Source organism: Streptomyces sp. NBC_00370, assembly GCF_036084755.1.
Taxonomy (GTDB): Bacteria; Actinomycetota; Actinomycetes; order Streptomycetales; family Streptomycetaceae; genus Streptomyces.
Genome location: NZ_CP107968.1, coordinates 2808681 through 2829786 on the forward strand (window position 1 = coordinate 2808681; position 21106 = coordinate 2829786).

The 21106-nt window shown below is 70.8% G+C and carries 21 protein-coding genes and 2 tRNA genes; 4 read left to right on the forward strand and 19 right to left on the reverse strand.

The genetic code is table 11. The features are described from left to right. Window positions 1-391 precede the first annotated feature (391 nt). Both OHS57_RS12385 and OHS57_RS12390 read left to right on the forward strand, forming a co-directional pair. Window positions 392-1912, forward strand: coding sequence for a hypothetical protein (locus OHS57_RS12385; RefSeq protein ID WP_328581947.1), 1521 nt, complete (start codon window positions 392-394; stop codon window positions 1910-1912). Beyond that, a complete protein-coding gene (locus OHS57_RS12390) occupies window positions 1909-3501 on the forward strand; it encodes an NADH-ubiquinone oxidoreductase-F iron-sulfur binding region domain-containing protein (protein WP_328581948.1) in 1593 nt (530 codons plus the stop codon). Before OHS57_RS12385 ends, OHS57_RS12390 begins: the two co-directional genes overlap by 4 nt. Before the next feature lie 73 nt (window positions 3502-3574). Here the strand turns inward: OHS57_RS12390 and OHS57_RS12395 are convergent. From OHS57_RS12395 to OHS57_RS12410, 4 genes are all read right to left on the reverse strand, one after another. Further along, window positions 3575-3647, reverse strand: a tRNA-Ala gene (locus tag OHS57_RS12395). 30 nt (window positions 3648-3677) lie between these two features. Further along, window positions 3678-3911 (reverse strand): hypothetical protein, encoded by a 234-nt coding sequence (locus OHS57_RS12400; RefSeq protein ID WP_041989882.1) that lies wholly within the window; start codon window positions 3909-3911, stop codon window positions 3678-3680. Between the two features lie 3 nt (window positions 3912-3914). Continuing rightward, a complete protein-coding gene (locus OHS57_RS12405; RefSeq protein WP_198533292.1) occupies window positions 3915-4079 on the reverse strand; it encodes a hypothetical protein in 165 nt (54 codons plus the stop codon). A gap of 89 nt (window positions 4080-4168) precedes the next feature. Further along, the gene (locus OHS57_RS12410) at window positions 4169-5527 is read right to left on the reverse strand and encodes an MFS transporter (protein WP_328585051.1); all 1359 of its coding nucleotides are present in this window, start codon (window positions 5525-5527) and stop codon (window positions 4169-4171) included. A gap of 193 nt (window positions 5528-5720) precedes the next feature. Here OHS57_RS12410 and OHS57_RS12415 point away from each other — a divergent pair, with 193 nt between their 5' ends. After that, entirely contained in the window at window positions 5721-6590 is an 870-nt protein-coding gene (locus OHS57_RS12415) for a helix-turn-helix transcriptional regulator (protein ID WP_328581949.1), read from the forward strand. Window positions 6591-6634: 44 nt separating this feature from the next. On the opposite strand, the gene OHS57_RS12420 is transcribed toward OHS57_RS12415, so the two are convergent. The 7 genes from OHS57_RS12420 to OHS57_RS12450 all read right to left on the reverse strand — a co-directional run bounded on the left by OHS57_RS12420 (window position 6635) and on the right by OHS57_RS12450 (window position 10905). Then, window positions 6635-6707, reverse strand: a tRNA-Ala gene (locus OHS57_RS12420). 130 nt (window positions 6708-6837) lie between these two features. Further along, on the reverse strand, window positions 6838-7491 hold the full coding sequence (locus tag OHS57_RS12425; protein WP_041989879.1) for a histidine phosphatase family protein: 654 nt from the start codon (window positions 7489-7491) through the stop codon (window positions 6838-6840). Beyond that, window positions 7488-7934, reverse strand: a complete 447-nt coding sequence (rsfS, locus tag OHS57_RS12430; protein WP_328581950.1) for a ribosome silencing factor — start codon at window positions 7932-7934, stop codon at window positions 7488-7490. Before rsfS ends, OHS57_RS12425 begins: the two co-directional genes overlap by 4 nt. A 125-nt stretch (window positions 7935-8059) precedes the next feature. Next, window positions 8060-9778 carry an LCP family protein gene (locus OHS57_RS12435; RefSeq protein WP_328581951.1) on the reverse strand — a complete coding sequence of 573 codons (1719 nt, stop codon included), beginning with the start codon at window positions 9776-9778 and terminating at the stop codon, window positions 8060-8062. A 19-nt stretch (window positions 9779-9797) separates the two neighbouring features. Continuing rightward, window positions 9798-10457: a nicotinate-nucleotide adenylyltransferase gene (nadD, locus tag OHS57_RS12440; RefSeq protein ID WP_078863655.1), complete on the reverse strand. Its 660-nt coding sequence runs from the start codon at window positions 10455-10457 to the stop codon at window positions 9798-9800. 38 nt (window positions 10458-10495) lie between these two features. After that, window positions 10496-10654 carry a hypothetical protein gene (locus OHS57_RS12445; protein ID WP_041996392.1) on the reverse strand — a complete coding sequence of 53 codons (159 nt, stop codon included), beginning with the start codon at window positions 10652-10654 and terminating at the stop codon, window positions 10496-10498. An 83-nt stretch (window positions 10655-10737) separates the two neighbouring features. Next, window positions 10738-10905, reverse strand: coding sequence for a hypothetical protein (locus OHS57_RS12450; RefSeq protein WP_328581952.1), 168 nt, complete (start codon window positions 10903-10905; stop codon window positions 10738-10740). Between the two features lie 127 nt (window positions 10906-11032). Between OHS57_RS12450 and OHS57_RS12455 the strand changes: the two genes are divergently transcribed. After that, complete coding sequence (locus tag OHS57_RS12455; RefSeq protein WP_041989864.1) at window positions 11033-12145, forward strand: M48 family metallopeptidase; 1113 nt, start codon at window positions 11033-11035, stop codon at window positions 12143-12145. A gap of 53 nt (window positions 12146-12198) precedes the next feature. Here OHS57_RS12455 and OHS57_RS12460 read toward each other — a convergent pair whose 3' ends face one another. The 8 genes from OHS57_RS12460 to OHS57_RS12495 all read right to left on the reverse strand — a co-directional run bounded on the left by OHS57_RS12460 (window position 12199) and on the right by OHS57_RS12495 (window position 21030). Continuing rightward, window positions 12199-13299, reverse strand: coding sequence for an SCO2583 family membrane protein (locus OHS57_RS12460; RefSeq protein ID WP_041989862.1), 1101 nt, complete (start codon window positions 13297-13299; stop codon window positions 12199-12201). A 90-nt stretch (window positions 13300-13389) separates the two neighbouring features. Further along, entirely contained in the window at window positions 13390-13977 is a 588-nt protein-coding gene (locus tag OHS57_RS12465) for an SCO2584 family spore wall biosynthesis protein (RefSeq protein ID WP_041989858.1), read from the reverse strand. A gap of 96 nt (window positions 13978-14073) precedes the next feature. Continuing rightward, window positions 14074-15357, reverse strand: coding sequence for a glutamate-5-semialdehyde dehydrogenase (locus OHS57_RS12470; RefSeq protein ID WP_041989856.1), 1284 nt, complete (start codon window positions 15355-15357; stop codon window positions 14074-14076). A gap of 100 nt (window positions 15358-15457) precedes the next feature. Beyond that, window positions 15458-15931: a hypothetical protein gene (locus tag OHS57_RS12475; protein WP_328581953.1), complete on the reverse strand. Its 474-nt coding sequence runs from the start codon at window positions 15929-15931 to the stop codon at window positions 15458-15460. 168 nt (window positions 15932-16099) lie between these two features. Then, the gene (gene proB, locus OHS57_RS12480; protein WP_041996389.1) at window positions 16100-17206 is read right to left on the reverse strand and encodes a glutamate 5-kinase; all 1107 of its coding nucleotides are present in this window, start codon (window positions 17204-17206) and stop codon (window positions 16100-16102) included. A 125-nt stretch (window positions 17207-17331) separates the two neighbouring features. Continuing rightward, window positions 17332-17928 carry a dTDP-4-dehydrorhamnose 3,5-epimerase gene (rfbC, locus tag OHS57_RS12485; protein ID WP_328581954.1) on the reverse strand — a complete coding sequence of 199 codons (597 nt, stop codon included), beginning with the start codon at window positions 17926-17928 and terminating at the stop codon, window positions 17332-17334. Window positions 17929-18004: 76 nt separating this feature from the next. Then, window positions 18005-20008 carry a glycosyltransferase family 2 protein gene (locus OHS57_RS12490; protein ID WP_328581955.1) on the reverse strand — a complete coding sequence of 668 codons (2004 nt, stop codon included), beginning with the start codon at window positions 20006-20008 and terminating at the stop codon, window positions 18005-18007. A gap of 227 nt (window positions 20009-20235) precedes the next feature. Beyond that, window positions 20236-21030 carry a methyltransferase type 11 gene (locus OHS57_RS12495; RefSeq protein ID WP_041989846.1) on the reverse strand — a complete coding sequence of 265 codons (795 nt, stop codon included), beginning with the start codon at window positions 21028-21030 and terminating at the stop codon, window positions 20236-20238. Window positions 21031-21106 lie beyond the last annotated feature (76 nt).

Here is a 21106-nt window from a genome sequence, read left to right on the forward strand (position 1 = left end):
CCACCCGGTACGAGATCCGGTGGGACTGGTCAGCGCGGCTCGCTAAGCAGAAGGCGTACGGCACACATGGCTTCAGGTTACCGCAGGGCGCGGACCGTCCGCACAGGGCACATCGGCGGGCATATCGGCACCGTCCGCCGGTACGGATCATCCGCGCACGGGCCGCCACCCAACTCCCTTACGGCGCGCGCTTACCCCGCGTATCGGCGCGATACGGGGCAACCGCAACGTTGGTTGGCTCACGTTCCCCGGGTTAAACCCGCAAATGGCGTACTGGCCGGAAAGGCGCGACCTAGCATGCCGCAACGGGACCGCTTTCCCGAGCCATTCGGAGTCGACCCCCATGAAACCTCATCGCAAGAACAGTTCGTCACTCCCCACGGAGCGCGGCATGAGCCGTCAGGTCCGGGGCGGGCTGACCGTTGCCACACTGGTACTGGTACCGCTGCTGGCCATCGCGTCGGGCGACGCCTTCCGCGCCGCGCTCGACTTCACCAGCGGTGTGCTTTCCCTGCTCTCGCTGACCTCAGCGGTCGCCTGGGGCCTGATAGCCACCGACCGTTTTCTGCTGTCCTCGCGCCACCGGCTGCTCGCCCAGGGCGTCCACCGGGCGACGGCAGTGGCCTCGCTCGGGTTCCTCCTGCTCCACATCACCGTCAAGGTCTACCTCGGGCACGTGGCGCTGATCGGCGCCGTGGTGCCGTTCGGCCTCGGCGTGACCGGCACCGGCGGCCTCATCGGCCTCGGTTCGCTCGCCGCCATCCTGATGGTTGTCACGGCCATGACCGGCGCCATGCGCAGCGCGTTCGCCCTCCCCGGGCGGTTCGCCGGGCGCTGGCGCACGATGCACATGCTGGCCTACCCGGCCTGGTGCTTCGCCCTGATGCACGGCCTCTACACCGGCCGCGCCCCGGCGACCTACGTCGTCGTCCTGTACTGCCTGTCCCTCCTCGGGGTGGGCGCCGCCGTCTCCCTGCGGCTGCTGCCGAAGCCGGTCCAGCGGCGCATCGCCCAGCGGCTCCTTGCGCTCGCCGGCACTCGCGGTCCCGCCGAGCCCGAGCCCGCCAGGCGCGACCCGGCCGAGATGCCGCTGCCCGGTGCCACCATCACCGGATCGCCCGAGTACGAGCGGCAGTTCCAGCGGCCGTCCGCACCGTCGGCGCAGTCCATGGGCGCCTCCACCCCCCAGTCCATGGGCGCGTCCTCAGCGCAGTCGCTGGGGGCGTCGTCGGCGCAGCCGCTGGGCACCCCGCTCGGCAGGGGATTCACCCCGCCGCAGCTCGCCGCACCGACTCAGCCGGTGTACGAGTACGGGTACGAGTCGGTACGGTCCGAGCCGCTGCCGCCGCTGCCGCCCCTGCCCGACCCGCTGACCGACCCCTTCCCCGCCCCCCTGGCGGGCAGCGGCGCCGGTACCGGCACAGGCCTGGCGGCGGGATACGCGGCCTCCCGTGGCGGCGGATCACCGTCGGCCGGAGAGATACCGCTCGCCGAACGCATCCCCATGACCGAGGAGTTGCCCGTCATCTCCGGGGTCTCCGACATCACCAGCCTCTCGGACGGCCACTCCGGCAGGCAGGGCCCCTGGCCCGCACCGCACCCGGCGCCGCCGGGGCAGTCCTTCGCACCATCCCCTCCGTCCCCGTACTCCCCGTACCCCGGCCCTTCCGATCCTTCGGGCTCTTCCCCGTACGGCCCCGGCGCGCCGTCCCCGTACGACACGGGCTCGATCCCGCCGTACGACCCGGGCATCAGCGCCGGGTACGACACGGGCTCGCTGCCCCCGTACAACGGCCAGGCACCGGCGTCGCCCGTCGGGCCGATGCCCGAGGCGCCCGAGCCGTCACCGGGACCGTTGTATCCGCCCCCGGCCGGGGAACCCTGGAACGCACCCGCAGGAGACCGACCGTGAACGTCCCGCTCCCCGATGTCCCCGAAGTCCGGGTTGTCGGCCTTCCCCAGCTGACCCAGGGCTTCGACCTGGTAGAACGGCTCGATCTCTCCATGCACCTGAAGGTGCACGGACCCCTCCAGCCGGTGACGGGAGAGCGCCTCGCCCAGCTCGCCGAGCACATATCCCTGCGCGGCAGAGGTGGCGCGGGCTTCCCCTTCGGCACCAAGCTGCGGGCCGTCGCCCAGGCCTCGATACGCCGCGGGGTACGCCCCGTCGTCGTCATCAACGGCAGTGAGGGCGAACCCGCCTGCCGCAAGGACACCGTGCTGCTCAACCGCGCCCCGCACCTCATCCTCGACGGGGCGCTGCTGGCGGCCGAGGCGCTGGGCGCCAGGACCCTGATCATCGCCGTCACCCGCAACTCGACCGAGATGTCGATGCGCGACGCGCTCGCCGAGCGCGGGCTCACCGACCGGCGCGGGCGTCAGCTGCGGGCCCGGATCGTCCGTACCCCCGAGCGCATGGTCTCGGGCGAGGCGTCCTCCGTGATCCGCGCCATCGGCGGCGGTCCCGCGCTGCCCGCGGGCCGCCGCGAGCGGGCCGCCGAGTCGGGCGTCAACGGCGCCCCGACGCTGCTGTCCAACGCCGAGACGTTCGCCCAGCTCGCCGTGGCCGCCAGGATCGGGGCCCGGCGCTACGCCCACACCGGCCTGGAGTCCGAGCCCGGCACGGTCATGCTCACGGTCTCCGGCGCCGTGGCGCGGCCGCTGGTCATCGAGGTGCCGACGGGCGTGCCGCTGCGGTACGTCCTCCAGATGGCGGGCGCACCGCCGCTCCCCCAGGGCGTGCTGACCGGCGGCTACCACGGCAACTGGATCGACGCGGTCTCCGCGCACGACGCCGCCGTCTCGCGCGACTCCCTGGCCGCCGTGGGCGGTTCACTGGGCGCGGGCGCGATCCTGCCGATCGGCCCCGAGACCTGCCCGCTCGGCGAGGCGCTGCGCGTGGCCAACTGGCTGGCCGCCGAGACCGCCGGCCAGTGCGGCCCCTGCCGTCTCGGTCTGCCCGCGGCGGCGGGCGGCCTGTCCGACGTGATCAACGGCGGCGGCCCCGCGGCCCTTGAGGCGCTGCGCGCGGTCACCCAGGCCGTCAAGGGCCGCGGCGCGTGCAAGCACCCCGACGGCTCGGCGCGGTTCTTCGCCTCCACCCTCTCGGCGTTCACCGACGACCTGGCGGCGCACGTCCTGGACGGCGGCTGCGGACGCGAGACGACCGGCGTGCTCCCGCTGCCGGGCCCCGGCTACCAGGACGCGGTGGAGTCCATCCCGAGCGGCGAGAAGATCGCCGTCGACTGGACGCTGTGCCAGGGCCACGGCCTGTGCGCCGACATCATCCCCGAGCTGATCCGGCTCGGCCCCGACGGCTTCCCCGCCCTCGCCGACGCCGACATACCCATGCATCTGCGGGGCCGCGCGCAGCGCGCCGTACGCCGCTGCCCCGCCCTGGCCCTGCGCATCGAGCAGCCGGCCCCCCAGCGCCGCCCGGCCCGCGCCGCCCTCCCCCCGGCGAGCGGCGGCCGCAAGGCCCTTGGCCCCGGCCGCGGTTAACCGGCCCCGGCAGCACAGCGAGAAGCGGGCCACCCGATCCGGGTGGCCCGCTTCACTGTGACGCTGTGGGTTGTGGAGCTAAGGAGAATTGAACTCCTGACCTCCTGCATGCCATGCAGGCGCTCTACCAACTGAGCTATAGCCCCTTGCGACATCGAGAACATTACACGGTGGCGTCAGGCCGTGGCGAACGAGTAGAACCGCTTGAGCGTGCAGTGCTCGTCGAGGAGGCGGCCGTAGATCGGTTCGCCCTCCAATTCGCGGTAGGTCTCGATGGGGTCACCTTTTATGATCAGCGCCCGCGCGCACTCCTCGCACCAGTACTGAAAGTCGTGATTGAGGGGATCCATGTCCCTGACGATGGGCGTACCACTGCCGCACCAGTCGCATTTACGCCTGTGGGCACCCATCAATCAGCTCCAGCTGTGGCCGCAGGCCGTGCACACGTAAGAAACTCCACCGTTGTCGCCGAGCACTTGGGCCACATGGGACGAACCGCACGTAGGACAGCTGAGGCGGGAGTGGTCGTCCGCCGTGGTGAGCGGGGCATCGGCCTCCTCGATGCTGCTCGCGGACATCGTGCTCTCCCTCCCGGACCGCGCCGGCGTCCCCCTCCGGCCGTCCGATTCTGCCACGGCCTGGCAAGGGGGTCAGCCGGAAATCGCAGCTACGCGCGTCGCTGCCGTCCGAGACCGGCCAGCGCGCCGATGATCGCGGCCGCCGCGAGGGCGAGAGTCGTCGCCCACAAGGCGTCCGCTGCGGCGTCCGGACCGGGTACGTCGAGGCGGTTCAGGAAGAGCGTGCCGAAGGCCGCGACGCCCAGGAGCTGGCCGAGTTGGGTGACGGTCGCCAGCAGTCCGCTGGCGTCCGCCGCGTCCTCCTGGCGTACGGTCGCCAGCGCGCCCGTCAGCGCCGGGCTGAAGCCGAGTGCGAGACCCGCGCCCATGCCGACGAAGGCGGCGTACATCGGGAATCCGCCGTCGCCGATGTCCCGCAGTACCCAGCCGACGGCCACGGCGGAGACGGCGGCCAGCGCGAACCCGCCGGGTATCAGGGCCTTTTGTATCCGCCGGGGCCAGTTGCGCCAGGTCAGTCCGATCGCGCCGAAGACCAGCGCGGTCGGCGCGAAGGTCAGCCCCGCGCGCAGCGCGCTGTAGCCGAGGGCGCCCTGGATGTAGAGGGTGAGGGCGAAGAGGAAGCCCGAGTTGACCGCCATCACCAGACCGATCCGTGCGGCGGCCACGCCCATGCCGGGGATACGGAGCACCCGCGGCGCGACGAGCGGGGCGCCGCCGCGCGCGGCGAGCCGGGCCTCGTAGCCGAGGAAGCAGCCGAAGAGGACCAGGGACGCTGCGAGGGAGACCCAGGACCAGAGCGGCCAGTCCTCCTCCTGGCCGAGCACCAGCGGCACGGTGAGCAGCGAGACGGCGGCGCCGAGCAGGACGAGACCTGGCAGGTCGAGGCCGCGCCGCCGCTCGGGCTCGGCCGCCCGGTCCTTGGGCAGCACCCGCACGCCCGTCACCAGCAGGACGATCCCGACGGGCACGTTCACCAGGAAGATCGGCCGCCAGCCGGTCCCGAAGAGGTCGGCGGTGACGAGCACCCCGCCGAGCACCTGCCCGGCGGCCGCCCCGGTGGAGAGCACGGCGGCGTAGGCGCCGAGCGCCTTGCCGCGCGCCTCGCCGGTGAAGTTGCGCTGGATCAGGCTGAGCACCTGGGGGATCATCAGCGCCGCACCCGCGCCCTGGACCAGCCGGAAGCCGATCAACTGGCCGGTGTTCGCGGCGAGTCCGCAGGCGAGTGAGGAGGCGGTGAAGACGAGCAGGCCGCCGAGGTACAGCCGGCGGTGGCCCAGCAGGTCGCCGAGTCGGGCGCCGGTGATCAGCATGACCGCGTACGCGATGGTGTAGCCCGCGATGATCAGCTGCAACGAGGCGCCGGACGCGTGGAGTTCGACGCGGATCGTCGGGGCGGCCACATTGACGATGAAGACGTCGAGCAGCGCCATGAACTGGGCGGCGAGCACCACGGCGAGCAGCGGGCCTCTGCCGGGGCCGCTGTCAGTGGTGGGAGTTTTACTTGAGGGGTCGGAAAGTTGTGGGGTCCGTGATGAGGCGGTCGTCATGGGTCCGAGCCTGCGGCTGATCCGATACGGGTAACGAGAGCCCGCTGATGCTGGTAGTGACAGCACCTGGCAAGGACCTGCCGGACGGCGCAGCATGGGGGGTGTGACGGCAGTGGCAGTGCACCAGCAGCAGTCGACGGGCCGACGGCGCAGGACCGAGCTCGCGGCCTTCCTGCGCAGCAGACGGGCGCGGGTGACTCCCGCCGACGTGGGGATGCCGCCGGGGCTGCGCCGCCGTACGCCGGGGCTGCGGCGCGAGGAGGTCGCGCAGCTCTCCGGGGTCGGCGTGACCTGGTACACCTGGCTGGAACAGGGGCGCCCGATCAACGCGTCGGCGCAGGTCCTGGACGCCATCGCCCGCACCCTGCGGCTGGACGGCGCCGAGCGGGAGCATCTGTACCAGCTGGCCGAGGTGCCGCGTACGCCCGATCCGCAGGCCGAAGCGGACGGCATCAGCGCGGAGATCCAGGGCATCCTGGACGCCCTCGATCCGCTGCCCGCCGTGGTGTACAACTCGCGCTACGACCTCATCGGGGCGAACGCGGCGTACGGCGATCTCTTCGACGTCGGGACGATGAGCCGGTACCGCCGGTTCAACGTGCTGTGGATCCTGTTCACCGTGTCGCGGGACGCCTGCCCGCTGGTCTATCCGGAGGCGGAGCTGCCGGTGATGGTGGCGACCCTGCGCAGCGCGTACGGCCGTCATGTCGGCGAGCCGGTCTGGGAGACCTTCATCGCCGATCTCGCGGCCGCCAGCCCGTACTTCGCCGAGCTGTGGCACGGCGGGAACGTGACACAGCCGGGCCCCAGGGTGAAGACGTTCCGGCACGACGTGGTGGGGCAGATACGGATGACCTCGGTCTCGCTGTCGGTCAACGGAATGCCGGAATGCCGGATCGTGGTCTACACACCGAGCGACGAGGAGAGCAAGGAGCGGGCAGCGGTGCTGCGGTCCTTGCGGTAAACGCACGGTCCCGCCCTCTGAGACAGAGGACGGGACCGGGGTTGTGGAGCTAAGGAGAATTGAACTCCTGACCTCCTGCATGCCATGCAGGCGCTCTACCAACTGAGCTATAGCCCCGCGTGTTCTTCGCGCTCCGCGCTGCGAACAAGAAGAACTTTAGCGTGGGACCAGCCGGAAAGTGAAATCCGGTCCCTTCGCAGCCCAGGGCGGTGCGGACGACCGTTCGGCCGAAGTCCCGGCCGCCCCCTCAGTCGTCGTCGCCGAGGACCGGTTCGGGCAGGGTGCCGGCGTTGTGCTCCATCAGCCGCCAGCCGCGCGCACCCTCGCCGAGGACGGACCAGCAGCAGTTGGACAGCCCGCCGAGCCCTTCCCAGTGGTGCGATTCAAGACCGAGCAGCCGGCCGATCGTGGTGCGGATCGCGCCGCCGTGGCTGACCACGACGAGCGTGCCGCCCTCGGGCAGCTTCTCGGCGTGCCGGAGCACGACGGGCGCCGCCCGGTCGGCCACCTCGGTCTCCAGCTCACCGCCGCCGCGCCGCACGGACTCGCCGCGCTTCCAGGCGGTGTACTGCTCGCCGTAGCCGGCCAGGATCTCCTGGTGGGTCAGCCCCTGCCAGGCTCCCGCGTACGTCTCACGGAGCCCGGCGTCGTACGAGACACCGAGTCCGGTGACCGCCGCCAGCTCGGCCGCGGTGGCCGAGGCCCGCCGAAGGTCGGACGCGACGATCGCGTCCGGCTTCAGCGAGGCCAGCAGCCGGGCGGCCCTGCGCGCCTGGGAGACGCCGGTGACGGTCAGCTCGATGTCCGTGGAGCCCTGGAACCGGCCCTCGACGTTCCAGGCGGTCTGGCCGTGGCGCCACAGGACGATCTTGCGGCCCTTGCCGCTCCTGCTGCCGTTCAGCTCAGGTCTCCGTCCGCGTCACCCGCGACCCCCGCGGGCTCCTGACCTGCCTGCTGCTGGTCCTTGCCGCGGGTCTTGACGGCGTCCTCGGGCAGCGCGATCTCGGGGCAGTCCTTCCACAGCCGCTCAAGGGCGTAGAAGACACGCTCCTCGCTGTGCTGGACGTGCACGACGATGTCGACGTAGTCGAGGAGGATCCAGCGCGCGTCCCGGTCGCCCTCGCGGCGTACCGGCTTGGCGCCCAGCTCCTTCTGGAGCCGCTCCTCGATCTCGTCGACGATCGACTTGACCTGGCGGTCGTTGGGCGCGGAGGCGAGCAGGAAGGCATCGGTGATGGAGAGCACATCGCTGACGTCGTACGCGATGATGTCGTTGCCGAGCCGGTCTGCCGCCGCCTGGGCGGCGGCGTTGACGAGCTCGATGGAGCGATCAGTAGCGGTCACAAGCAGGCTTTCGTCGACGGTCGTGGAAAACCCCAGGATCTCACGGACCGCCGACGGCCCGCACAACAAAACCACGGCGGGGCCGGTCAAGGCCCCGCCGCGGCTGTCGTCGAGCGGGACGGGGGCTACTCGGCCTGTGGCGCCTTGTAGTCCGTGCCGAGGACGATCGAGACGTCCGCCGTGGGCACCGCCGTGCCCTTCTTGACCGCGCTCGTCGGCAGTCCGAGCGTCTTGGCGGCCTCGACCGCCTGCGCCTTGTTCTTCTCGTCGCTGTACGTGACCTGCGACGACGTCACCGCGCTGCCCTTGCCCGCGTCCACGTAGCCGTAGCCCGCGTTGATCAGCGCGATCCGTGCCGAGTCCCCGGCCGCCTGCTTCCCGGTGGCGTTCTTCACGCCGATCCGGAGGGCCGAGCCCTGCTCGGGAGCGCTGACCGTGCCGCCGAGGATGTCCTTCACCACACCCTTGGACGCCTGCTCGCTGAGGGCGCCGTCCGGCTGGACCGGCAGCACCGTCGTCTTGTAGTCGCCTTCCTTGGCGTGCTTGGCGAGCTTGGCCAGCGAGGCGCCCAGATCCGCCTCCGTCATGGACGGGTCGAGGATCTGCGCCAGGGTCTGCACGGTGATCGTGGCGGCGTGCGGATCGTCGGACATCTTGCGCAGCACGGCCTGGAGCACCTGCCCGAACCGCTGCAGCTGCTTGTCCTCGGCCTCGCCCGGCGCCCGGTACGTGGCGTAGGCGACGGCCATCTTGCCGCTGAGCGTGCGGTTCTCGCCCTTCGTGACCTCGGGCGATTCGCCCTTCTTGGCTCCCGGCACGGTCACGTCGGTCGTCATGTCGATGTTGCCGACGAGTTCGACGAGGTTGTCCAGGTAAGGGGTGTCGAGCCGCCAGGTGCCGGTGACCTTGGTGCCGAGCAGCGTGCCGATGGCCTCGCGGGTGCCGTCCGAGCCGTCGTCGTCCACGGACTTGGCGAGCGTGGTGCTCGTACCGTCGTCGTTGGCGACCGAGAGGGAGTTGGGCAGCAGCACGGTGGTGCCCTGGCCGGTCGTGGTGTTGTTGACCAGCAGGGCCGTGGACGTGGCCTTGTCCTTCGTGTTGTGCAGATGGACGACGATCACGTCGCGTTTCTGCGCCCCCACCGCGACGTTCGCCTTCTTGTCCGCTGCGCCGACGCCCGGCAGCTTGCCGGCGTACCAGAGGTAGCCGACCCCGCCGGCGACCACCAGGACGACGGCGACGACGAGCGCGACGACGCGGTTGCGGCCGCGGCGCTTGACCTCCTCGCGCCGCTCGGAGCGGCTCTCGCTGAACTTGAGCCAGTCGATGACGTCCTCGGAGTCCTCGTCGGGCTCCTCGATGAACGAGAACTGCTCGGTCCGGTAGTCGCGGTCCTGGTCGGGCCTGCGCTGTCCGGGGACGGCGGCGGGAGGCTGCTGCTCGGGGGCGGGCGCCTCGGCGGGCGCGGGCGCCTGCCGTTGCTGCTGAGGCTGCGACGCCTGCTGCTGTTGCTGCTGGGGGATGTCCCACTGGTGGGTGGTGTCGACCGCCGCCGGCTGCTGGCCCGTGTCGTAGCCGTAGCCGCCGTAACCCTGTTGCTGCGGCTGCTGTTGATGCTGTTGCTGGGGCTGCTGGGCATACGGGTCGTACTGCTGCGGAGCCTGCTGCGGCTGCTGGGTCTGCTGCGGCTGCTGCTGGTACACCGGCTGCCCGTAGGCGTCGTACTGCTGCTGGGGCTGCTGGGGCTGTTCGTACACAGCCTGCCCGTACTCGTCGTATCCGACGATCCGGGGCTGTCCGTAATACGGGTCGTACGGGTCGTACGGCTGCTGCTGGTCGTTCACCGGTGCCCCTCTCCGTGGCTCACTCGCCGCGGTACAACTGGCGCTTGTCGATGTAGCGCACCACACCGTCCGGAACCAGATACCAGACAGGATCGCCCTTCGCGACCCGCCCCCGGCAGTCGGTCGACGAGATCGCCAGCGCCGGGACCTCCACCAGGGAGACACCGCCCTTGGGCAGCCCGTCGTCGGTCAGGTCGTGGCCCGGCCGGGTGACCCCGATGAAGTGGGAGAGCGAGAACAGCTCTTCGTGGTCCCGCCAGGTGAGGATCTGCGACAGCGCGTCGGCGCCGGTGATGAAGAACAGGTCCGCTTCGTCGTTGGCGGACCGCAGATCCCGCAGGGTGTCGATCGTGTACGTCGGTCCGCCCCGGTCGATGTCGATACGGCTGACGGAGAACTGCGGGTTGGAGGCGGTCGCGATCACCGTCATCAGATAACGGTCCTCGGCCGGTGAGACCGCGTTCTTGCTCTTCTGCCACGGCTGACCTGTCGGTACGAACATCACCTCGTCGAGGTGGAACAGGGCGGCCACTTCACTGGCCGCCACCAGGTGTCCGTGATGGATCGGATCGAACGTGCCGCCCATGACGCCGAGTCGGCGCCTGCCCCGGCCGGCACCTGAGCCGGAAACGGAATCAGAAGCGGAACCCGGGTCGGCGGGCGTTTGCTGCTCTCCCATGCGTGCAGAGCCTACTGGCACGGAGGTTCGACCCGGCCTCAGCGGTCGCGGTTGAAGCGGGTGGTGACCCACAGCAGGAGGAGCAGCACGAACAGCGCGCCTCCGCCGGTCAGATACGGGCTGAGGCTTTCGTGGTTGCCGCCGTGCTCTCCCTCGGCGAGAGTGACCAGGTTGGCTGCGGTGCCGGTGAGGCTCATCTTCAACAGGACCTTTTCGTCAGGGGTCGGTCGGGGGCTTCGCGCACATCGTATGCGGGCGCCCCGGGCACGCTCGTGCCGACTCAGTCGTTGGGGTCGTTGTCGGCGTCCTTGTCGCGGTATCCACGCAGCAGGAACCACGCGAGCAGGACTGCCCCGACCATGGAGACGAGCAGCACGATCCGCAGCGTATCGCCAGGACCATGGGTGTCCGATGCGGCGGCGGCCAGCAGTACGGCGGTTTCCGGCATGTCGGGTGTGCTCCTCGGTCTTTTTCAGCCCCCCGCCACACGGTAGTCCCAGCACCTAGGCTGGGATCCGGCAGGGGGACGGGCGTTGGACGCGTAAGAAACGACGCGTAAGAAACAGGGGGCATCCATGACGGAAAACGGTCACGAGGCAGCTCACGAGAATGTGCCGATGCGTAAGCGCAAGCGCTTCCCCGGCATTTCCTCCCGGGCCTACGAACATCCCGCCGACCGCTCGGCGCTGGTCGCGCTGCGCAAGCTCACCGGCTTCGACACGGTGTTCAAGGCGCTGAGCGGACTGCTGCCCGAGCGCAGCCTGCGGCTGCTGTTCCTCTCGGACTCCGTCCGGGTCAGCGAGGCGCAGTTCGCGCATCTGCACGCGATGCTGCGGGACGCCAGCTACATCCTGGACCTGGAGAAGGTCCCGGTGATGTACGTGGCGCAGGACCCCAAGCCCAACGCGATGTGCATCGGTCTCGACGAGCCGATCATCGTGCTGACGACGGGGCTCGTCGAGCTGCTGGACGAGGAGGAGATGCGGGCGGTCATCGGCCATGAGACGGGTCATGCGCTTTCCGGCCATTCTGTGTACCGCACGATCCTGCTCTTCCTCACCGGGCTCGCGCTCAAGGTCGCCTGGATCCCGCTCGGCAATGTCGCGATCATGGCGATCGTGACGGCGCTGCGCGAGTGGTTCCGTAAGTCGGAGCTGTCGGCCGACCGGGCCGGGCTGCTGGTCGGCCAGGACCTGCGGGCCTCGATGCGGGGCCTGATGAAGATCGCGGGCGGCAACCACCTGCACGAGATGAATGTGGACGCGTTCCTGGCGCAGGCCGAGGAGTACGAGCGCGGCGGCGACCTCCGGGACTCCGTGCTGAAGATCCTCAACGTGCTGCCGCGCTCGCACCCGTTCACCACGGTGCGCGCCGCCGAGCTGAAGAAGTGGGCGGAGAGCCGCGACTACCAGCGGATCATGGACGGCCACTACCCGCGCCGCGACGAGGACAAGGAAGCGTCGGTCACCGACTCGTTCCGTGACTCGGCCTCGCATTACGCGGGCACGGTGCGCGACAGCAAGGACCCGCTGATGAAGCTGGTCGGTGACATCGCGGGCGGCGCCGGGGATCTGGGCGGCAAGCTGCGCGGCAGGTTCACCGGCGGCGGCAACGGCAGCCGGCCCGGCACCGCGAAGACGGACGAGCCGAAGGCGGACGGCACGGAAGGCACCGAAGACACGGCGTAGAACGGGTCACGGACGGTGCCCCGGGCCCGGGGCTCTCAGGCGCACGGTCGCGCTCAGGAGGCCGCCGGGCTCGGCTCCGCCGCCGGGGCCAGTACGCCGCACAGCGACGCGTTCATCGCGCCTGTCGCGTACGGGTCGGTGCCGGCGGCGGGCGCGGTCGGCGCGGGATCACCGGCGAGCAGCGGCGTCATCCTGCCCGGCACGGCGGCCGAGCAGGACTGCGGCCCGGCCTGGACCTCGCTGAGCTGCAGTTCCGTACGGTGCTTCTGCAGATCCTCGGAGTCGAAGCCGAAGTGCAGTTCGCGGCGGACGGTGAACAGCGAGGCGTCCGGCAGGGCGGCGCTCGCCGCCGCCACCGGCCGCAGCGCGTAGACGAAGGTGTGGTTCGACGTCACCTGGAGCCGCTGGTCCGCCGTCTCGGCGTACTGGAGCGTGCCCTGGACCCGGATCGCCGCGGCCGTCGGCACGACCTTGGCGGCGTCGAAGCGTACGAGCCAGCCGAGCGCCGCGTGCAGACCGTCGTTGGCGGGCGAGGCGACGCTCCGGTCGAACTGCGCCGACTGGTCCGGGTCGAGCAGCACCCGTACCGGCCGTACCGACTGCCCGGTCAGCACCTCGGGGTCGAGCGAGGACGCCACGAGATAGTCCTTGGCGGTCGTCAGCGCCGCCACGACCTGGCTCGCCGAGTAGTGCGTCGTGCGCCGTACGTCGGGCAGCGTGATGCCGGAAGCCCCGGGACGGAACTGGGCGGCGGGGCTGTGTGCGAGGAGGTCCGCCGGGGTGCCGCCGGGGACGGTCCTGCGCGGTGCGAGCGGAACGACCGTCATCCGCAGCTGGCTGATGGCGCGGTTCCCCGAGCCCGTGGCCCGGTAGGGGTGGCGGACGCCCAGATAGATCGCGGTGCCGAAGGCCAGCGAGATCAGGACGAGCAGGGTGAAGATCTGCCGCGGTCCGCTCCTGACGACCCGCGACGGCAGGCTGCGTACGGCGTGGCCGCGCTCGCGCATGCGCTCCTGGGCCGAGAACTCCTGGAGGCGGGCAGCGCGAACAAACGATTCGTCGAAAACGATCGAACGGTATTCGTCGTCGCCGCCGGGGAGCCCGTCGGCGGCGCCGTCGGGCGTTCCATCCGGCGGGTCTCCGTGCCCTGTCATACTTTCAGGGTAGGTCAAGGTTGCTCTTGGTAAACGCGCTGCTACCGGTCAAGTTCCGACAAGGACGCGCTTCCCCGCTCGTCCGGCCGGTCAGTGGGTGCGGGGTACGGCGGAGACCGCGGGGGTCGGAAATTCGGCGGAGGCCGATGGGCCGTCCGAGCGCGGCGCGTCTATTCCCGTCGTCGCGGGGCGCGGCACCCGGTCCTGCCGGCTGCCCGACGAGGCGCCGCGGTAGACGGCGGTGAAGGCGAGCGCGACCATCCCGATGCCCATGATCACGGCGAGCAGCCACGCCACGGGCCGGTGCCAGCGCGCCTGGCCGCGGTAGGGGCGCAGCGCGCCGCCGTGGCGTCCGTAAGGGCCTGTGGGGCTGTCGGGGTCGTCCGGGTCGTACTCGTCGTCGTACGCCCTGCTGTACTCCCGCCCCGGGCCGTACAGCTCCTCGTAGAGCTCGTCGTCCAGCTGGCCGCCGCCCGAGCGGGCCCTGGCGGCCTCCGCCTCGGCGCGGGCCTGAGCCGCCGCCAGCAGACGCTCGACGGCGCTCGGTTCATGGACGGTCGCCGAACGGATGAAGTCCTCGTCGAACACCACGGAGGCGAAGTCCTCGTCCGCGCCTCCGCGGTCGTCGTCAGGCTCCCAGCCGTCCGGGAACGGCTTGCCCCCCACGTCGTCCGGCACCGTTCCAGAGTAAACCTGTGGAGTCGCTTTGGGCAGGGAGAGTCGGAAGTCTCACCCCGCCCGGACGTCCGTACGAGGACGCGCCCTGCGGGCCGGCTACCGGGTGTGACCGTCGCCCGTGACGATGTACTTGGTCGACGTCAGCTCCGGCAGCCCCATGGGCCCACGGGCGTGCAGCTTCTGGGTGGAGATGCCGATCTCGGCGCCGAAGCCGAACTGGCCGCCGTCCGTGAACCGGGTGGACGCGTTCACGGCGACCGTCGTCGAGTCGACCAGCTGGGTGAACCGGCGGGCCGCCGCCTGCGACGTGGTGACGATCGCCTCGGTGTGGCCGGAGGACCAGAGCCGGATGTGGCCCACGGCCGCGTCCAGCGAGTCGACCACCGCCGCCGCGATGTCGTACGACAGGTACTCGGTCTCCCAGTCGTCCGCCGTGGCGGGGACGACCTTCGCCTTCGTCGCTTCGGCGTACGCCAGCACCCGCTCGTCGGCGTGCACGGTCACCCCGGCGTCGCCGAGCGCGTCGAGGGCGCGCGGCAGGAAGTCGGCCGCGATGTCCTGGTGGACCAGCAGGGTCTCCGCCGCGTTGCAGACGCTGGGCCGCTGCGCCTTGGAGTTGATCAGGATGTCGACGGCCATGGCGAGATCGGTCTCGGCGTCCACGTACACATGGCAGTTGCCCGTCCCGGTCTCGATGACGGGGACGGTGGACTCCTCGACGACGGTACGGATCAGCGAGGCGCCGCCGCGCGGGATCAGGACGTCGACCAGGCCGCGCGCCCGCATCAGCTCCCGTACGGCGTCCCTGCCCTCGCCGGGCACGAGCTGTACGGCGTCGGCGGGCAGCCCGGCGCCGCCGACGGCGTCGCGCAGGACCCGGACGAGCGCGGTGTTGGACGAAATGGCGGACGACGAGCCGCGCAGCAGCACCGCGTTGCCGGACTTCAGGCAGAGCGCCGCGGCGTCCACGGTGACGTTGGGGCGGGCCTCGTAGATGATCCCGACGACCCCGAGCGGCACCCTGACCTGCCGCAGGTCGATCCCGTTGGGGAGCGTCGAGCCCCGGACGACCTCGCCGACCGGGTCGGGCAGCGCCGCCACGTCCCGTACGTCACCCGCGATGGCGCGGATCCGCTCGGGGGTGAGGGTCAGCCGGTCGATGATCGCCTCGCTGGTGCCGGCTTCCCTGGCACGCTCCACGTCCTCGGCGTTGGCCGTGACGATCTCGTGCGTACGCACCTCCAGCGCGTCCGCGATCGCGAGCAGCGCGTCGTCCTTGGCCGCGCGCGGCAGTGGGGCGATGTCGGCGGCGGCCGACCTGGACCGGTAGGCGGCCCTGACGACAGGTGAGAGGTTGTCGTACGGCGAGAGCGAGGTCATGCCCGCAGGGTAGTGCGACTCCTGTGGGCGTTCCGCACATATCCCGTACTCCGAGACACCGGCGGCCGGGGTCCTGGCCGGCCGGGCTCGGCGGGACGGCTCAGAAGGGGTGCACCCCCACCGGCGCCGCCGGCGGCGGACCGTACCCCTCCGCTATCCGGAGGTGATACGTCTCACGGTCGATGACCTCCAGGCCGACGATCTCCCAGGGCGGCAGTTTCGCCGTGGAGCGGTGCTCGCCCCACAGCCGCAGCGCGACAGCGGCGGCGTCGTGCAGGTCCCTGGCCTCTTCCCAGTAGCGGATCTCCGCGTGGTCGTTGGCGTATCTGCTGGTCAGCAGGAAGGGATGGTCGTGGGCGAGCTGTTCGAGCGCGCGCCTGACCTCGGTCAGCGGCGCCTCGCCGCCGGAGACGCTGAGGGTGATGTGCCACAGCTTCGACATCTGGCGCTCTTCCCCCCGGACGTCGGGCGCCGGCCGCGCTTCGGACATCTGCTCGTCGTCGAAATCGTCCCCCGCCTGGACGCTGGTGAGCGCCCGTTCCTGGCCGACCGCTCCCGGGCGAACTCGCCTCACCGGCGGCCTCCTGTTGCTGCTCATCGTGCTACCCCGTTCGGTACCCCCGAGACTTCCTACCCCCGAGACAAAGTTGACCAGTCCTTCGGTGGACGCGGGGTGGTTTTGCTAAAGCTCCGACGGAGAAGACCGGAGTTTCAGCCGAACCGGGGGCGCTCCAGGGGCGCTTCAGGGGCGGAGGATCACCAGATCGTCCCTGTGTACGACCTCGCGCTCGTAGGCGGGCCCGAGTTCGCGTGCCAGGTCGCGGGTGGAGCGGCCGAGGAGCTGCGGGATCTCCTTGGCGTCGAAGTTGACGAGGCCGCGCGCGACGGCGCTGCCCGCGGGGTCGCGCAGCTCGACGGGGTCGCCCGCGCTGAACTCCCCCTCGACGGCGGCGATCCCGGCGGCCAGCAGTGAGCTGTGCCGCTCGACGACGGCCCGTACGGCGCCTTCGTCGAGGGTGAGCGCGCCGCGCGGCGCGGAGGCGTGCGCGAGCCACAGCAGCCGGCCGGCCGAGCGGCGTCCGGTGGCGTGGAAGTACGTGCCGGTGTCGCGTCCCGCGAGCCCGTCGGCGGCGTGGCTGGCCGAGGTCAGCACGACGGGCACGCCCGCGGCGGCCGCGATCCTGGCCGCCTCGACCTTGGTGGCCATCCCGCCGGTGCCGAGCCCGGCCTTGCCCGTGCTGCCGATGGAGATGCCGGCCAGGTCGGCAGGGCCGTGCACCTCGGCGATCCGGGAGGTGCCCGCCGTGCTCGGGTCGCCGTCGTACAGGCCGTCGACGTCGGAGAGCAGGACAAGCAGGTCGGCCCGGACGAGATGGGCGACGAGCGCGGCGAGCCGGTCGTTGTCGCCGAAGCGGATCTCGTCGGTGGCGACGGTGTCGTTCTCGTTGACGACGGGCACGACGCCCATCCCGAGGAGCTGGTCGAAGGTGGCGTACGCGTTGCGGTAGTGGGCGCGGCGGCTGGTGTCGTCGGAGGTCAGCAACACCTGCCCGACCCGTACGCCGTAGCGCGCGAACGACGCGGTGTAGCGGGCCACCAGCAGCCCCTGGCCGACGCTGGCGGCGGCCTGCTGGCGGGCCAGGTCCCTGGGGCGCCGGGGGAAACCGAGCGGGGCGAGTCCTGCGGCGATGGCACCGCTGGAGACCAGCACGATCTCCTTCTCGCCGCCGCCCCGCACGGCGGCGAGCGCGTCCACGAGCGCGTCGACCCGGTCGGCGTCGAGCCCGCCCGCCGCGGTGGTGAGTGACGAGGAGCCGACCTTGACGACGATCCGGTGGGCCCCCGCCACCACGTCCTGCCGTGTCACTGCGTCCTGTCGTGCCGCTGCCACGTGCGCTGCCTCTGCTCTCGCTGTCCGGTCCGCGTCCCGGCTGAGCAGCGTACGCGCACCTCAGTGCGCGGCGGCGCGGCCTTTCAGGGGGTGGACAGTCCGGTCCTGAAGGCGACGCAGTCCTCGTAGAGGGGCAGCAGACCCTGCCGCTCGGCCTCGGCGAGCGTGGGCGCCTCGGCGTCCTTCGGCGACAGGAGCGGGGTGATGTCCTGCGGCCAGTCGATCGCGAGGTCCGGGTCGAGCGGGTCGATGCCGTGCTCGCGGGTGGGCGCGTAGCCCTCGGAGCAGAGGTAGACCACGGTCGCGTCGTCGGTCAGCGCGAGGAACGCGTGTCCCAGCCCTTCGGAGAGGTAGACCGCGTGATGGGTCTCGCTGTCCAGCCGGACGATCTCCCACTGCCGGTACGTCGGCGAGCCGACCCGGATGTCCACGATCAGGTCGAGGACGGCGCCGCTCACGCATTTCACGTACTTGGCCTGGCTGGGCGGCACATCGGCGTAGTGGATGCCCCGGAGCGTGCCGCGCCGGGAGACGGAGCAGTTGGCCTGGGCGAGGTTCAGGTCGTGGCCTGTGGCCTCGCGGAAGCCGGGTGCCTGGAACCACTCGTGGAAGGAACCCCGGTCGTCGGGGAAGATCTTCGGCTCGTGTACCCAGGCGCCTTCGATGGACAGAGGTCGCATAGTGCGTGCTTTTCCTCGGCTCGGTTTTCCGTGGTTCGGGATCTGCCGCCGGTCGGGCCCGGCGTCGGTGGGTCGGTCAGGACCTGACGAGCGCGCGGCGGATACGGCCGAGCACCCGGCGCGGCAGGGAGCGTGCCGTGGCCCGCTTGCGGCCGGTGCCGGCGAGCTGCGCGGCGGGCAGCGCCGTCGCCCTGCCGTGCTTGGCGACCCGCAGGCCGACCGGCAGCAGGGTGAAGCGCGGGGCGCCGCGCTTCGCTGACGGCAGGCCCAGCTCGATCTCCCAGTCCCGTCCGGCGAGCAGGGTCGCGGGCAGCTCGGCGGTGAGGACGGCGCCCTCGCCGGCGGGGGCGAGGACGGCCGGGACCTGCACGTCGTCCGAGCGGGCCGGTGCCTTGAACCGCAGCGTGGCGTCGGTGTCGCCGGTCACCCGCAGCGGCAGCGGGAAGGACAGCCGCGCGGCCGAGCCGTGTTCGGTCTTCAGGGTGACGCCGTCGGGGGTCAGCGCCCTGACGTCGGCGTTGAACCGGTTGGTCGCGTGGTCGACATCGAGCGACAGGTTGTTGTACGGGTCGGTCCAGTACGGCAGGACGAGCCGGGCCGGCGTCCCGCTGAGCGCTCCCCGCCGGGCCGTGTCGACGGAGCCGGCGCGCAGCGAGCCGAGCCGGGCCGTCTTGCCCCAGCCGCAGGCGTTGACCCGTACGTAGAAGTCCCAGATGCCGGGGCCGAGCGGCGAGCCGCCGGCGGCGGTCTCCGGGTCGAGGTACGACGTGGCGCGCAGCAGCAGCCGGAAGTGGGTGTCGTCGGCGCCGTCCGGCGCGGGCACCCGCTCACGGACCAGTTCTGCGGGCAGGTAGAACTCGGCGGCCGTGGTGCGTTCCCGTACGACGATGCTGGCGTCGGCCTGGTCGACCGTGGCGCGGGTGCTGGCCCCGGCCGCGCGTACCGCTTCGAGGGTCGCCGCGTCGAACGGGAGGTTGAGCTGGTCCTCGCCGTCCTCGGTGCGGAAGGTGATCGGGGCGTGCGCGACCTCGTACTCGGCGGTGACGCGGAGGTTGAGCCTGCCGCCGTCCCAGCTCATCTCCTCCAGCCGCCCGGTGGGCCTGATCTCCCCTTCCCAGCGGGCGAGTTCCTCGGTCTCGGCGAACTTGCCGGCGGCGACGAGCGCGGCGACGATCTGCTGCGTGGGCTGCATGCCGGCGGCGATGGCGGGGCTGGTCATGCGCTCGTTGACCACGGCGCTGATCTCGTCGAACAGCTCTTTGCGGTAGTCGTCGGGCAGGGTCGTCAGGCGGGTGCCGCGCAGCCGTTCCACCATCTCGTTGCGCAGCCAGCGGCGGTAGAGCTTGTCCCGCAGCGGGCCCGGCTGCGTGTTGCGTTCGACGACGTCGAGCGCCTCGCGGAGATTCGTGAAGTAACCCACCGGATCGAATCGCTGGAACCCCGCGTTGGAGGCGTCCTCGCGCTTTACGTGGTAATAACACACGTAATCGCTGAGCACCGCGACGCTGGAGGCGAGCAGATAGGTCTCGGCGACGAAGACATGGTCCTCAAGGCGCCTGCGACCCTCCTTGAATCGAATCGCGTGCTTGTCGAGGAAATCTTTGCGAAACATTTTGTGGGGCGTGAGACTGTCGATCAGCGGCGCATTGTCGACGTTGGCACGCGGCCGATTGACCCGGAAGAGCTGGAGGGGAACGGGCCTGCCTTTCCCTGCCATCTTTCCGATGATCACATCCGCCTCGTTGGCGACGCCGTACTCGTACATGCGCTCAAGGGCCTCGTCGCCGAGCCAGTCGTCGTTGTCGACGAACATGACGAACTCGCCGCGAGCGGCGGCGATTCCGACATTGCGGGGCTTGCCGGACCAGCCGGACGGCTCCTGATGAATGACCTGCACATGCTCGTGCTCGGCGGCCAGTTGGTCGAGCCGGGCGGGGGTCTCGTCGGTGGAGCCGTCGTTCACGAAGATCGCTTCGTATTCGTCGTCCGGCAGGCTCTGGCGCAGAAGGGACTCGATGCAGTCCTCGATGTACCGGCCCGGGTTGTACACCGGAATGACCACACTGACCTTGACCGACATTGAACAAGCCCCAACTCGTCAGAAGGCGCCCCGACGTCTGACTCCGGGATCACGTTCGGTCAGAATATCCCCCGGATCCCGGGCGGACTAATTGCGCCCTCACTCCCGCACACTTCCGTCACGTGGCGATCAAGCCCAACGGGCGGCGGGGCGGGCGGAGCTGAAAGACCGCCGGGACCGATGGTGCTAATCGGCCCCGGCGGTCACTTACGACGCGACGGACACGTTCAGTGTCCGACCGACTCGATCTGCCGGCGCAGCTGCGTGAATGTCGAGCGCGGGCGGCGCAGGTCGCGTGCGCGCGAGAGCTGGCGCCAGAAGCTCGCGCCGAGCAGGGTCTCCGGAGCGACGGCGTTCTTGCGGACGAGCGTCTCGTCGGGGACCGCCTGCGGGTCCGGGACGACGTACTCCTTGATGATGTCGTCGTAGTTGTCCTTGAGGACGGTGTTCGTCGGGTCCATCCCGAAGATCACCAGGACGCCGGTGGGCGCCGTGTCGACCTCGACCACCAGCAGGTCGGGGCGGAAGCGGCGGAGCACCTGGGCGACCTTGTAGACGTCGCCGGTCCAGGCGTCGGTGTGCCGGTCGCGCGCGGCCTCGTCGATGTTGCGGGGCAGCATGTCGTCGAGCACGACGACGCTGGACCAGCGGGCGTGGCGCTCGACGTTCATGAAGTCGCGCAGGGCGAACTCGAACAGGTGCATGCCGTCGATGAACGACAGCTCCAGCGTCGGGTCGCCGCCGAGGAGCGCGAGGGGGTCCTTGCGGGCCAGCGCGCGGAACGGGTTACGTCCGGGACGCAGGTGCAGCAGCGGGTCCTTGCGGGCGAAGAAGTCGTCGCTCGTCGCGCGCACCAGATGGACGTCGCAGCTGAGCGCCTTCACGACCTTGAAGGCGGGGTCCACTGCGACGGAGGGGACGCGGGACAGCGCCAGGCTGCGCCCGTCGTTGACCCCGATCTCCAGGTAGTTGCGGGGTTTGTAGACGCGGTGCAGTTGGCGCAGGAAGCCGTGGCGGTCCACTGAGGTGCCCTTCACTGAGAATCAAACATGGAAGCCTTGATTCTGAGCGAAGTTAGCCCCTCGGCGGACAGCACGT